At 71.8% G+C, this 13,046-nt stretch carries 12 protein-coding genes; 5 read left to right on the top strand and 7 right to left on the bottom strand.

What is annotated here, in order from left to right:
* Positions 1-17: 17 nt before the first annotated feature.
* From ON26_RS25115 to thiO, 6 genes are all read right to left on the bottom strand, one after another.
* A complete protein-coding gene (locus tag ON26_RS25115) occupies positions 18-1,595 on the bottom strand; it encodes an alpha/beta hydrolase (RefSeq protein ID WP_040799358.1) in 1,578 nt (525 codons plus the stop codon).
* Positions 1,596-1,889: 294 nt separating this feature from the next.
* Positions 1,890-2,690 (bottom strand): ABC transporter permease, encoded by an 801-nt coding sequence (locus ON26_RS25120; RefSeq protein ID WP_040799224.1) that lies wholly within the window; start codon positions 2,688-2,690, stop codon positions 1,890-1,892.
* On the bottom strand, positions 2,687-3,667 hold the full coding sequence (locus tag ON26_RS25125) for an ABC transporter ATP-binding protein (RefSeq protein WP_040799361.1): 981 nt from the start codon (positions 3,665-3,667) through the stop codon (positions 2,687-2,689). The genes ON26_RS25120 and ON26_RS25125 overlap by 4 nt, the downstream gene beginning before the upstream one ends.
* Before the next feature lie 91 nt (positions 3,668-3,758).
* A complete protein-coding gene (locus ON26_RS25130) occupies positions 3,759-4,544 on the bottom strand; it encodes a thiazole synthase (RefSeq protein ID WP_085999088.1) in 786 nt (261 codons plus the stop codon).
* A gap of 31 nt (positions 4,545-4,575) precedes the next feature.
* On the bottom strand, positions 4,576-4,794 hold the full coding sequence (gene thiS, locus ON26_RS25135) for a sulfur carrier protein ThiS (RefSeq protein ID WP_040799226.1): 219 nt from the start codon (positions 4,792-4,794) through the stop codon (positions 4,576-4,578).
* Positions 4,791-5,885 (bottom strand): glycine oxidase ThiO, encoded by a 1,095-nt coding sequence (thiO, locus tag ON26_RS25140; protein ID WP_040799227.1) that lies wholly within the window; start codon positions 5,883-5,885, stop codon positions 4,791-4,793. Before thiO ends, thiS begins: the two co-directional genes overlap by 4 nt.
* Positions 5,886-5,973: 88 nt before the next feature.
* On the opposite strand from thiO, the gene thiE reads away from it, so the two are divergent.
* Complete coding sequence (gene thiE / locus ON26_RS25145) at positions 5,974-6,678, top strand: thiamine phosphate synthase (RefSeq protein WP_051027554.1); 705 nt, start codon at positions 5,974-5,976, stop codon at positions 6,676-6,678.
* 135 nt (positions 6,679-6,813) lie between these two features.
* Positions 6,814-7,071: a GNAT family N-acetyltransferase gene (locus tag ON26_RS34275; protein WP_051027533.1), complete on the top strand. Its 258-nt coding sequence runs from the start codon at positions 6,814-6,816 to the stop codon at positions 7,069-7,071.
* A gap of 10 nt (positions 7,072-7,081) precedes the next feature.
* Here the strand turns inward: ON26_RS34275 and ON26_RS25155 are convergent, their stop codons facing one another.
* Complete coding sequence (locus ON26_RS25155) at positions 7,082-7,762, bottom strand: NUDIX domain-containing protein (RefSeq protein ID WP_040799368.1); 681 nt, start codon at positions 7,760-7,762, stop codon at positions 7,082-7,084.
* A gap of 295 nt (positions 7,763-8,057) precedes the next feature.
* On the opposite strand from ON26_RS25155, the gene ON26_RS25160 reads away from it, so the two are divergent.
* The 3 genes from ON26_RS25160 to ON26_RS25170 all read left to right on the top strand — a co-directional run bounded on the left by ON26_RS25160 (position 8,058) and on the right by ON26_RS25170 (position 13,042).
* A complete protein-coding gene (locus tag ON26_RS25160) occupies positions 8,058-9,410 on the top strand; it encodes a GlnX family signal transduction membrane protein (protein WP_040799229.1) in 1,353 nt (450 codons plus the stop codon).
* Positions 9,407-10,378 (top strand): glutamate ABC transporter substrate-binding protein, encoded by a 972-nt coding sequence (locus ON26_RS25165; RefSeq protein ID WP_040799231.1) that lies wholly within the window; start codon positions 9,407-9,409, stop codon positions 10,376-10,378. The genes ON26_RS25160 and ON26_RS25165 overlap by 4 nt, the downstream gene beginning before the upstream one ends.
* Before the next feature lie 342 nt (positions 10,379-10,720).
* Positions 10,721-13,042, top strand: coding sequence for a serine/threonine-protein kinase (locus tag ON26_RS25170; protein WP_083884344.1), 2,322 nt, complete (start codon positions 10,721-10,723; stop codon positions 13,040-13,042).
* Positions 13,043-13,046 lie beyond the last annotated feature (4 nt).

The following is a 13,046-nucleotide window of genomic DNA, read 5'->3' on the forward strand; positions in this document are numbered from 1 at the left end:
GTCGCCGTTGTCCCGGATCAGTCGAAGGGAGATCGGTCGACAGCGCAACCGGTGTCCTCGGGCGGCGGCAACGCGGTGAACAGGTACTCCCGCTTGACCTGTTCGGCGCAGGTGCTCGGCGCGTACATGGTGCTGTGGCCCGCGCCTTCGACGATCACCACCCGCGCGTCGGCCAGTTGCGCGGCGCCCGCCCGCGCTCCGGGCAACGGGGTCGCGGGGTCGTAGCGAGTGTTGAGCACCAGGATCGGGGCGGCGGTGCGGCGATTCCACGGGCCGGTGTAGCGATCGGGGTCCGGGCCGGGCCAGAACGCGCAGGCGGTACTGCTGAAGACCGCGATCCGGCCGAAGTAGGGCACGCGCTGGTCTTCGGAGATCGCGGCGCGGCTGTAGGCGGCCGGGTCGGTCGGGACGGTGCTGTCGGCGCACTGGATCGCGTGGTACGCCTCGGTCCGGTTGCCGGGGTAGGGGCCGCCACTCGCCACCGGCAGCACACCCTGGACGGTGGTGCCCGCGTCGAACAACCGTTGCAGCAGGGTCGCGAGGGCGGGGTAATTCGACGACTGCGAGAGGCTCGACGCGGCGCCGAGGACCGCCGCGTAGGTCCACGCCTCGCCATCGAGGCGAATAGGTGCCAGCCGAGCGCGCTCGGCCAGCACCGTCCATTTGGACTTCGGATCGCCGGCCGAGAAAGCGCACCGGGGTCCGGCGGCGGCGCATTGCCGCAGGAATTCGTCGAAGGTGGCGGCGATTCCGGCGGCGACATTCTGCCTGGCGTCCAGCGGAACGGCCGATCCCTGGTCCCCGTGGCCGGTGACATTGCCCTCGAAGTCCAGCGAACCGTCGAACGCCATCGCCCGCACCCGGCTCGGGAACATGTTCGCGTAGATCGCGCCGACCTGCGTCCCGTAGGAAATACCGTGGTAGGTGAGTTCCGGGTCGCCCACGGCGCGCCGCAACAGGTCCAGATCCCGCGCCGTGTCGACGGTCGACACGTGATCCAGGATCCGGCCCGCATGCCGAGTGCACCGCTCGGCGAACTCCCGGGACCAGGCGAAGAACGGCGCCTCTTCGCCCGGCACGGTCGGCAGCTCGGGCATGGCACCCAGGAACGCGCGCTGCTCCTCGGCGTCGGCGAAACAATCGACCGGCGAGCTGCGCGCCACCCCGCGCGGATCCCAGGACACCAGATCGAACCGTGCGCGCAATTCCTCCGAGAACAACCACGGCCAACGCGCCCGCTCCCGTAACCGATCCACGCCGGACGGCCCGGGGCCGCCGAAATTCACGAACAACGTCCCGATACGCCGCCCCGGATCGGTCGCGGGCAGTTTGATCACCGCCAATTCGATCTGCTCGCCACCGGGTTCGCGGTAATCCAACGGCACCCGGGCGGAGGAACACTCGAATCCGTCCGCGCAATCGGCCCAGTGGAATTCCGGCGTCTGCGCATTCTCGGCGAGTTGATCCATATAGGGATCGACACCGTCCCCGGCCGCCGCGAATCCCGGCGCACCGAGCACTCCCACCCCGACCACCAACACCGAAATCGCCACCCGGAACCAGCGAGAACCATTGGCTCCCAACGACAGAACCAACGAAAAGTCCTCCTGCTGCAGATCGCCGAACCCCCGTGATCCTGTCACATCGGCATCGGCGACCACCTCGTCGGAGCAGACGCGACGCCGAGCCGCAGCGGCTGTCCGGCGGTGTCCGACGACCATCGACGAGAACGACGACGGCCCGGCGTGGAAGGTAGTCCTTCGCACGCCGGGCCGTTCGGGGCGCGATCACCGGGCAGTGGTGACCGCGCCGACGCGGAGCGGACCTCCCGACAAGGTCGCATCCGCGATCCCCGGGCGGCGAGGGCGCTGCCCGGGAGGCTTGTTGTGTCAGGCGTCGCGCCTGTTGACCACGACCACCGCGGCGGTGAAGACGATCGCGACGAAGGCTGTGAAGTACAGGAGCGCGGCCCAGGCTCCCCAGTGCCAGGGCAAGCCGGTGTCCTCCATGCCGAGGAAGCGGTTCGCGTTCTGGAACGGCAGGAACACCTGAATATTACGTCCGTACTTACCGAACGCGCCGACAATCGGTTCGATGAGCACCGGCCAGACGATCAACAGGGAGATCGCGCCCGCCGACTGGCGGATGAGCGCGCCGACACCGACCGAGAGCACGGCCACCAGGGCGATGAAGATCGGGACCGCGTAGAAGATCTTGGTATCGCCGTCGGTGAGGCTGAGATTCACCCCGACCTCGTCGGTGGTGACCACCTTCAGGATCAGGAAGCTCAGGAAGGTGAGCACCCCCGACAGCACGGCCGCGCCGACCGCGAGCATCCCGGCCTTGGTGGCCAGCACCGCGGTCCGGTTCGGCACGGCCAGGAAGGTGGCGCGCATGGTGCCGAAGCGATATTCGCTGGTCACGGCCAGCGCGCACATGATCATGATGAGGATGTAGCCGAAGCCGGGCAGGAAGGCCGCGCCGGTGATGCCGAGCGCGGAGAGCACATTGTCGGCCAGCGGCGGTTCCGGCGCGATGGACGGATCGTCCTTCCACGCGTTCATGGTGACGTTGAGCAGCAGGCCGAACAGCGCGGTGATGCCGAGAGAGAACACGATCGCCAGGCCGGTGCACCACCAGGGCGATCGGGTGGAGGTCAGTTTGATTCGTTCCGCGGCCAATACGCTCATCGGAGCGCACCTCCCATCGCTGCGATCTGCGCGCCGGGTCCCGGCACGCCCACCTGGTCGGCGCCTTCGCCGTGATACTGCACCGAGCCGCCGGTCATCCGCATGAACGCCTCCTCCAGCGAGGCGCGCTGCGGGGACAGCTCGAACAGGGTGATGTTGTTCTTGCTCGCCAGCGTGCCGACCGCGTCGCTGGTCACGCCGGCCACCAGCAGCGCGGGGCCGTCCGCACCGGCGCCGTCCTCGCGCACGGTCAGGTTCTCCGAGGTCAGCACGCTGCGCAGTTCGTCGAGCTGCGGGCTGCGGACCCGGACGCTCTGCTCGGAAGCGCGCTCGATGAACTCCTTGGTGGTGGTGTCGGAGATGAGCTTGCCGCGGCCGATCACCACCAGGTGCTCGGCGGTCTGCGCCATCTCCGAGAGCAGGTGGCTCGACACCAGAACCGTGCGGCCCTCGGCGGCCAGGCGCTGCATGAACCGGCGGATCCACAGGATGCCCTCGGGATCGAGGCCGTTCACCGGCTCGTCGAACAGCAGCACCTTCGGATCGCCGAGCAGCGCGCCCGCCAGGCCCAGCCGCTGGGACATGCCGAGGGAGAACCCGCCCGCGCTGCGACCCGCGACCTCGGTCAGGCCGACCAGCCGCAGCACCTCCTCGACTCGCGACTTCTCGATGCCGTTGGACGCGGCCAGCCATTGCAGGTGGGCGCGCGCCGAACGATTCGGGTGCACCCATTTGGCGTCGAGCAACGCGCCGACGGTGCGCAGCGGGTTCTCGATCTCGTGGTACGGCTTGCCGTCGATGAGCGCGGTGCCCGCCGTCGGCCGGTCCAGGCCGAGGATCATCCGCATCGTCGTCGACTTGCCCGCGCCGTTGGGTCCGAGGAAGCCCGTCACCTGTCCGGGCCGGACGGTGAAGGTGAGATCCTCGACGGCGGCGGTCCGGCCGTAATGTTTGGTCAGACCCCTCACTTCGATCATGGGCACCAGCATTCCCTACCGAGGGGCCTTCCGCGTCACCACTCAGGGGTGGAATCCGGTCATCCTCGAGAATGACCGGAGTCCCGGCCGTCTAAGGGGTCAGTGGGGAAGAGGCCTGAGCCCAGAAGCGCTTCGGAATGCGGCCCGCCTGCCGGGCGAGCAGGCCCGCGCGCACGGCGGCGGCCATCGCGGCGGCCATCAGCGGGGGCTGCTTGGCGCGGGTGACGGCGGTGGCCAGCAGTACGGCCGAGCAGCCGAGTTCCATGGCCAGGGCGGCGTCGCTGGCGGTGCCGATGCCCGCGTCGAGGATCACCGGGACGCCCGCCGCGGCCACGATCATCTCGATATTGTGCGGATTGCCGATGCCGAGCCCGGTGCCGATGGGGGCGCCGAGCGGCATGACGGCCGCGCAGCCTGCGTCCTCGAGACGGCGGGCCAGGACGGGGTCGTCGTTGGTGTAGGGCAGGACCGTGAAACCGGCATCGACGAGTTGCTCTGCGGCGGTGAGCAATTCGATCGAGTCGGGCAGCAGGGTGCGCTCGTCGGCAACGACCTCGAGCTTGACCCAGGTGGTGCCCAGCGCCTCGGCGGCCAGTTGCGCGGTGAGCACGGCCTCGGCGGCCGTGCGGCAGCCCGCGGTATTGGGCAGCGGCATGATGTCCAGGCGCTTCAGCAGATCGAGCACGCCGGTGCCGCCCGCGGCGTCGACGCGGCGCATGGCGACGGTGGTCAGCTCGGTGCCGGAGGCGATCAGCGCCTCCTCCAGCACGGTGAGATTCTCCGCGCCGCCGGTGCCCATGATGAGCCGGGAGCCGAATTCGCGGTCGGCGATGCGCAGCGGCGGCAGGGCGCCCGCCGCCGTTGCCGGATCGGACAACCCGGGACCGGACAACCCGGAATGGGACAGCTCAGCCACCCTGGACCGCCGTCAGCACCTCGATCGACCAGCCGCGGCCGACCTGCTCGTCCCAGCGCGACTTCGGGAAGACCGCGCCGTCCACGGCCACGGCCACACCCTGGCAGGGCAGCGTCAGACGCTCGAGCAGCTCCCTGATGGTCAGCGGCTCGGGGAACTCGTGGTCCTCGCCGTTCACCGTGACACCGATGGGGATGGACATGGCGGTCATCGAACTCCTCCTGTGACGGACGGCGACGCGGTGGACGACGTCGCGGTGAAGCGGTGCGGGTCGGCGCCCGCGGCCTCGGGCAGTATGTCCCCGGCGAGCAGGGCGAGGGTCGCGTCGACGGTCAGCGGGACGGCGAGCATGCCGTTACGACCGTGACCGGTGGAGGCGACGACCTTGTCGGTGAGCCTGCCGATGAGCGGCAGATTGTCCGGGGTGCCAGGACGCAGGCCGGCGGAGGCCTCGGCCAGCTCGTATTCGCCGATGGCCGGGAATATCGCCTCGGCATCGGCGATCAGGTCGCGCACGCCCGCGACGGTGACGGTGGTGTCGAAGCCCACCTCGTACTGGGTGGCGCCGACGACCATCCCGTGCGCGCGAGGCACCAGATAGACCGGGCGGCCGTGCACCCTGGCACGGATCACCCTGGTCGGCGCGGGCGCGACGCCGGGGCGATGCCGCAAGCGCAAGATCTCGCCCTTGACCGGACGCACCGGCAGGTCCGGCCACAACCCGCCGGACGCGGCGCCCGCGGCGACGATCACCTGGTCGAAGTCCAGCGCGGCGGGATCGGTCACGGCGTGCTCGCGCAGCTCGACCCCGGCGGCCACCGCGGCGTCGCGCAACGCACCGAACAGCAGCCGGTTGTCGATGGCGGGCTCGCTCGACAGCAGCCCGGCGCGGATCGTCCTGGCCAGGGCGGGTTCGAGTTCGCGCACCCCGGCGCGATCGAGCAGCCGCAGGTGGTGGCCGCGCTCGCCCACCCAGTCGGCGACCGTGCGCAGGTCGGCAGCATCGGCGGCGTCGAGCGCGACGGTCAGGGTCTCGTCGGCGACGAAGACGGCCACGCCGGTGGCGGCCTCCACCCGCGCGGCGAATTCCGGCCAGCGGGCCAGCGAGGCCGCGCCGAATCCGAGAACGCTGTCCTCCCCCGGCCAGCCCTCCGACAGCGGGGCGAGCATGCCGCCCGCCACCCGGGACGCGCCCGAGCCCGCGGCGGCGTCGAACAGCGTGACCTGCCACCCGACCTCGGCGGCCCGCCAGGCCACCGCGAATCCGATGGCACCGCCGCCGACGACGGCCAGAGTCCGCATGTTTTCCACCTACCTGATCGGCGTCGCATATCGGCACGGGAACGCCCTGTGCTCGCTTCCCCACCGTAGCGCGGCTACCGTCTGTGACGTGCAACCCTCCCACCCGAACCGCCCCCTGCCGCCCCGTGAGCGCCTGGCCACCGCGCGGCTCTACCTGTGCACCGACGCGCGCCGGGAAAAGGGCGATCTGGCCAGGTTCGCCGACGCCGCCTTCGCCGGTGGCGTCGACATCATCCAGCTCAGGGACAAGGGCTCGGCAGGCGAAGCCGAGTTCGGCACCCTGGAAGCCAAGGCCGAACTGGGCGCGCTCGCCGAACTCAAGGCCGTCGCGCGCAGGCACGGCGGACTCGTGGCGGTCAACGACCGCGCCGATATCGCACTGGCCGCCGGCGCCGACGTCCTGCACCTCGGCCAGGGCGACCTACCGCCCGCCTACGCCCGCCGCATCCTCGGCCCCGACGTGGTGATCGGCCGCTCCACCCACAACCGCGCCCAAGCCGGCCTCGCCGCCATCGACGAGAGCATCGACTACTTCTGCACCGGCCCGGTGTGGACCACCCCGACCAAACCCGGCCGCCAAGCAGCCGGCCTGGATCTGGTCCGCTCCACCGCCGAGTCCCATCCCACCCTCCCCTGGTTCGCCATCGGCGGGGTCGACGCCGAGCGGCTGCCCGAGGTGCTGGCGGCCGGCGCGCAGCGCATCGTCGTGGTCCGCGCGATCACCGAAGCCCGCGATCCGGAAGCCGCGGCCCGCGAACTCAAGGACGCTCTGGTGGCCAACGCCGCACAGTGACACCCGAGCTCGTCGCGCCGACCACCCGCTTACACGCGGCGTGGCTGCGGGCGCATCGGGAATGGGGGCCGGCACTCCACGAAGACGGCCACGTGCTCGGGCGGCATCGCGCTCAGGCACGGGAACGGAGAGCTCGTGCGGCGCGTCGGCCACATCGGCTACGGCATCAGGCCGTCGGCGCGCGGGCGCGGCCTGGCTACCTGGGCTCTCGGCCGAATCCTCGATCAGGCGCGCACGCTGCGCATGGACCACGTGTTGCTGGTCTGCGCGACGGACAATGTCGCCTCGGCGAGGACGATCGAGCGGAACGGGGGCGCGTTCGAAGGCCTCGTGGACACCGGCCTCGGTCCGGTGCGGCGCTACCGGATCACGCTCACCGGCACGGCCGAGTAGCCCGGCGAGCTCAGGCGAGGATCTGGCGGACGGTCATCAGCAGGGTGGATACCGATGCCGCGGACTCGCCTTCCTGGGCGGAGACGATGCGGGCGTCGCCGCCGGGACCGTCGGGATCGGTGTGCAGCCAGACGAACCCCTGGTCGGCGAGGTCGACCGTGCGGGGCAGGGCGGCGGCGATCGCGTCGGCGTCACGGCCGTCGGAGTCGAGTTCGTCCAGCAGGGCGCGGGCCGGGGTGGCGCGCAGGGCGGGCCACGCGGCGGCGAAGCCGGGGTGCAGGGGGCGGTCGGTGACCTCGTCCTCGGGAACCCAGGCGAGTTCGAGGCTCTCGCGGTTGGCGCTGGTCTCGAGGGTGGACGGAGCGTCGGCGACGACGGTGGTGTAGGTCCAGCCGCTGGGCACCGATGCCGTCACCCGCTCGGCGCGCACGCGGATCTCGGTGTGCGCGATGCCCGCTTCCTCCTCGGCTTCGCGGACCGCGGCGTGCACCGAGGATTCGTGGCTGTCCTTGGCGCCGCCGGGCAGCGCCCAGGTGCCGCCCTGGTGGCTCCAGGGGGCGCGGTGCTGCAGGAGCACGGCCGAGCCTCCACCTGCGAGCGGGGCTCGCAGCAACAATCCGGCAGCACCGTACTTACCCCAGTGCCGTAGGCCGTCCGGGCCGATGGACCACCCGTCGCCGTCACCACGCATCGCAACCATCCTGTTCCGCCCACGGCACACCACCCCCCTCGCACCCGCTCCGGGGGTGTACAACGCGCCGCGGCATCGATAGGACCACAATAAACTGCGATGCAGGCGCACGGCCGGGACGCGGACCGCGGAGGTGGACGGATGACACGGGCGGGAAGCGGCGCCGGCGCGTGGGCCGAATCGAAGACCGGGGAAGATCCGGGCGCCGAGGCAGACGCGCAGGCGGAGACGGCAAGTCGGGGGCGGACGGGCCGGCCCCGGGGCGGGGGGCGGGCGAGAGCCGGGACGGACCGGGATGGGTACGCGCGCGCCGTGGCCGACCCGGCACGCGCGACCGCCGGAGAAACCGGGCGCCAGGCAGCGCGCCGCCGCGGCCGCCGCGCTGCGGGAGCGGCTGGACCCGGAGAACGTGCGCGCCTTCGCGAATTCCTCCCCTGGCTTGCTGATTGCGGCGGGATTGCTGTTGATCGCGTTGTGCGCGAGCGCGGCCGTGGTCGCCTCGGGCACGGTCGGGGATCGACAGCTGGCCCTCGACGTGCTGCTGACCGAGACCGAACCGGACGCGCACTCCGCGCACCGGCTCTACACCTCGATGTCGATCGCCGACGCCGCCGCGGCCACCGCCTTCATCTCCGGCGGGCTGGAACCGCAGACGGTGCGCGACCGCTATACCCGGGCGGTCGGCGAGGCCGCGGCCGAACTGGTGATCGGCGCGGGCGACAGTGCCGCCGACATCAGGCTGCGCACCGGCATCGCCACCGGCCTGCCGGTGTACACGGGCCTGGTCGAAACCGCCCGGGCCGACAATCGCAGCGGTTACCCGGTGGGCGCGGCGTATCTGAGCGAGGCATCGCACCAGATGCAGGGCACGCTGCTGCCGATGGCCGAGGAATTGGAGGACCACCGGTCGGCGGCGGTCGACGAGGCCGCCCGCAGGCATGTTGTGCCGCCGTGGACGGCCATCGTGCTGCTGCTCGTTGCGCTCGGGGCGTTGGCGTGGGTGCAGACGATGCTGGCGCGGCGGTGGCGGCGCATGCTCAATCCCGGTCTGCTGGCCGCCTCGGCGGCGATGCTGATCCTGCTGGCCTGGACGGTGATCGGCGGGTCGATCTCGGCGGCGGCGATGACCAGCGGACGCGACGAGGGCACGGTGCCCGGTTCCCGGCTGGTCGAGAGCCGCATCCTCACCCACCAGGCGCGCACGGCGGAGACCTTGAAACTGGCCCGGCGCGATGCGAGCGGCGACTACGACCGGATCTTCGACGAGAGCACCGCCCGGATCACCGACCTGCTCGAGGGCTACTCGGACAGCGCTCCGGCCACCGACGAGGTCGGCGAAGCGGGCGTGGCGCTGGCCCGCTGGCTGGCATCGCACGAGCGGATGAACGAGGCGCTGGCGCGCGGCGACTACACCGGGGCGGCCGAGGTCGCCACCGGTTCCGGCGCTTCGGAGTCCGCGGCGGCGGTCGACATGCTGGACTCCGCGCTGGACGACGCGCTGGCGCAGACCCGCGCCCACCAGCGCGAACACACCTGGCGGGCGGCGCGCGCGCTGGACTTCCTCGCCCCCGGCGCCCTGGTGCTCGGGCTGCTCGCGATCGGCGGCGTCTGCGCCGGTCTCTGGCCGCGACTGCGGGAGTACCGATGAGGGCCCGGCGCGCGGTGTGCGCCGCGCTGCTGGCCGGGTGCACGGTCCTCACCGGCTGTGCGTCGGCGCCGGAGCCGGTCGGCCGTCCGTCGGGATCGGCGTTCACCAGTCCGCCGCTGCCCGCGGGAGCGGAATTGCTCGACACCGCCGCGCCGCTGCCGCCGGGCGAGGAGCAATCCTGCGACGACCCGACCGCTAGCCTGCGCCCGACCGGCGCGACCAGCGGTCCCACCCTCGACGCCATCCGCCGCCGCGGCAGGCTCGTGGTGGGCCTGGACACCGGCAGCAACCTGTTCAGCTTCCGTGATCCGACCACCGGCCGAGTGGTCGGTTTCGACGCCGACATCGCCCGCGAGATCGCCGCCGACCTGCTCGGCGATTCCGAATCGGTCGAATTCCGCACGCTCAGTTCCGGTGATCGCGAGCAGGCGTTGCAGGACCGGACCGTGGACGTGGTCGCCAAGACCATGACCATCACCTGCGAACGCAAGGAGAAGGTGGCGTTCTCGACGGTGTACCTGCGCGCCGACCAGCGGGTGCTGGCGATGAAGGATTCCGGCATCAACGGCATCGCCGACCTGGCGGGCAAACGGGTCTGCGTGGTGCGTGGCACCACCTCGCTGGAGCGCATCCGCCGCGAACAGCCGGCCGCCGCCGTGCTGACGGTGCCGAGCTGGGCCGACTGCCTGGTGGTCTTGCAGCAGCGCCAGGTCGACGCGGTGAGCACCGACGACGCCATCCTCGCCGGCCTGGCCGCCCAGGACCCCTACACCGAGGTCGTCGGCGACAGCATCAGCGCCGAGCCCTACGGCATCGGCATCCCCAAGGACGCCGACGATCTGGTGCGCTTCGTCAACAGCACGCTCGAACGCCTACGCTCCGACGGCACCTGGACCAGCCTCTACAACCGATGGCTCTCGGTCCTCGGACCCGCGCCGACCCCGCCCGCCGCGACCTACGAGGACTGAGCGCCGATGAACGAACCCGACGCCCCGCGCCCCGACGCCGCGTATCCCGACCGCTCGCACGCCGGTGGCTTGCGGCCCGCCGCGCCGAGCCGCGACGACGACACGGCCGAGACCCGCACCGAGCCACTGCGCGTCGGGCGGCCCACCCCGGAGGCCGCACCCGCCACCGTCGCCTGGCCCACGCGGGAACGCGACGACCTTCCTGCCACCGGCCTGCGGCCCCGACCGGCCACCGAACAGTTCCCGCCGACCGGCACGGAATACGGCGCCCGCGCCGAAAACCTGCCCACGCCGGAACCCATGCCCGGGCCCGGCGCCGAGTACTTCCCGCCGACCGGCGTGATGCCCCGGCCCGAAGCCGGTGGCACACCCACCGGCTTGACCCCGCGCCCGACCGGGTTCGAGCTTCGCCCCGCCGAAGTCGCCCCGCGATCGGGCTCCGGCTCCGAACCGGAGCGCGCACACAGCTCCGGCCCGCAGGCCGAGCCCGCCTCCGGCGCGAGCCCGGCCTCGATGCCGACCGCCTCGGGCCGCAGTGTGCGGACCTCCCGCTCCCGGGCGACCGTCCGCAGACTCGGCGGCGGCCTGGTCCCGGTCCCGGCGATCCCGCCCGCCGACCCACTGGCCGCCGTACTGACCGACCCGGTGGTCAGCGAGGGCAGGCGCTATTGCGGGCGGTGCGCGAAGCCGGTCGGCCGGGCCACGGCGGTGACTCCGGCGACATCCGCGGGAGCATGCGAGAACTGCGGCGCCCCTTACGATTTCCGTCCGTCGCTGCACACCGGCGAGATGGTCGCCGGGCAGTACGAGATCCAGGGCTGCCTCGCGCACGGCGGGCTGGGCTGGATCTATCTGGCGATCGACCGCAATGTGAGCGACCGCTGGGTGGTCCTCAAGGGACTGCTGCACACCGGTGACGCCGAAGCGCAGGCGGTCGCGGTGGCCGAGCGGCAGTTCCTGGCCGAGGTGGCGCATCCGAGCATCGTCAAGATCCACAATTTCGTGGAGCACCCGGGCAAGGACGGCGAGCCGGTCGGCTACATCGTGATGGAGTACGTGGGCGGCCGGTCGCTGCGTTCACTGCTCGACGATCACGAGCGTCCCGAGCGGATGCCGGTCACCGTGGCCATCGCCTACCTGTTGGAGATCCTGCCCGCGCTCGAATACCTGCACTCGATCGGCCTGGCCTACAACGACCTCAAGCCGGACAACATCATGGTCACCGAAGACCAGGTCAAACTGATCGACCTCGGCGCGGTGACCGCCCTGGATGCCTACGGAACCCTCTACGGCACCAAGGGTTTCCAGGCCCCGGAGATCGCCTCCACCGGCCCCACCGTCGCCTCCGACATCCACACCGTCGGCCGCACCCTGGCGGTGCTGACGCTGGATATGCCGATGGACCACGGCTACTACACCGACGGCATCCCCGATCCGGCCCACCATCCCGTGCTCGCCCGGCACGAGTTCTTCCACCGGCTGCTGCTGTGCGCGACCGATCCCGACCCGGCCCGCCGGTTCCCTTCGGCGCGCGCGATGTCGGCGCAGGCGGCGGGCGTGCTGCGGGAGATCCTGGCAGCGGAGTCCGGCGCGGAACATCCCCAGCTGTCCACAGTGTTCAGTCCACAGCGCGGCGGGTTCGGCACCGAGGAACTGATCAGCGGTACCGACGCCTACGTCGACGGAATCGCGCGCGACGCCCGGTTGCGGGCCACCGAGGTCGCTCTCGCGCTGCCGATCCCGCTCATCGACCCGGCCGATCCCGCGGCCGGCCTGCTGGCCTCGACCCTGCAACCGGATCCGGAGCAGGCGCTGGAAGCGCTCCTGGCGGCTCGCGATCGCATCGAGTCCGATCCGCAGCACGCCCCCGAGACGGCGCACACGGAACTGCGGCTGGCCGAGGCCCGTATCCGCCTCGATCAGGGGCAGGCCGCCGAAGCGCTGCGTCTGCTCGCCGGTCTCGAGCCCGCGGACTGGCGGGTGCACTGGTTCCGCGGCTTGGCCGACCTGCGCGAGCAGCGGTTCGAGGCGGCGTTCGCCGGTTTCGAAGAGGTGCTGCGGGTGCTGCCCGGCGAGATCGCACCCAAGCTCGCGCTGGCCGCCACCGCCGAACTGATCCTCGAGCACTGGGATGCCCCCGACCGGGAGGAATGGCGCGCCTACGCCGAGAAGTACTACGAGACCGTCTGGCGCACCGATCGCGCGGTGGTCAGCGCCGCTTTCGGCCTGGCCCGCCAACTCGCCGCCGCGGACCGGGTGGACGACGCGGTGCGCGCCCTCGACGAGGTCCCCGCGACCTCCCGCGCCTACACCACCGCCCGGCTCACCGCGATCCTGCTGCTGCTCACCGCCGCCCCGGTCGCCGAACTGCCCGAGACCACCCTGCACGTCGCCGCCGACCGGATCGCCGCGCTGCCCGCGGGCGAGGGCAGGGTGCCACAGATGCGCGTCATCGTGCTCGGCGCCGCCCTGACCTGGCTGCAGGCGGGCCGCGAACCGGCCCGCCACGACGCTCATTTCCTCGGCGCGCCGTTCACCGAGCGCGACCTGCGCGAAGGCACCGAAGCCGGGCTGCGCTCGCTCGCCCGCGTCGCGCCCGGGCGCGCCCACCGCTACGCGCTCGTCGACCTCGCCAACTCGCTGCGCGCGAAAACCCTGTTCTGAGCGA

The organism is Nocardia higoensis NBRC 100133 (assembly GCF_000308595.1).
GTDB classification, from domain to species: domain Bacteria; phylum Actinomycetota; class Actinomycetes; order Mycobacteriales; family Mycobacteriaceae; genus Nocardia; species Nocardia higoensis.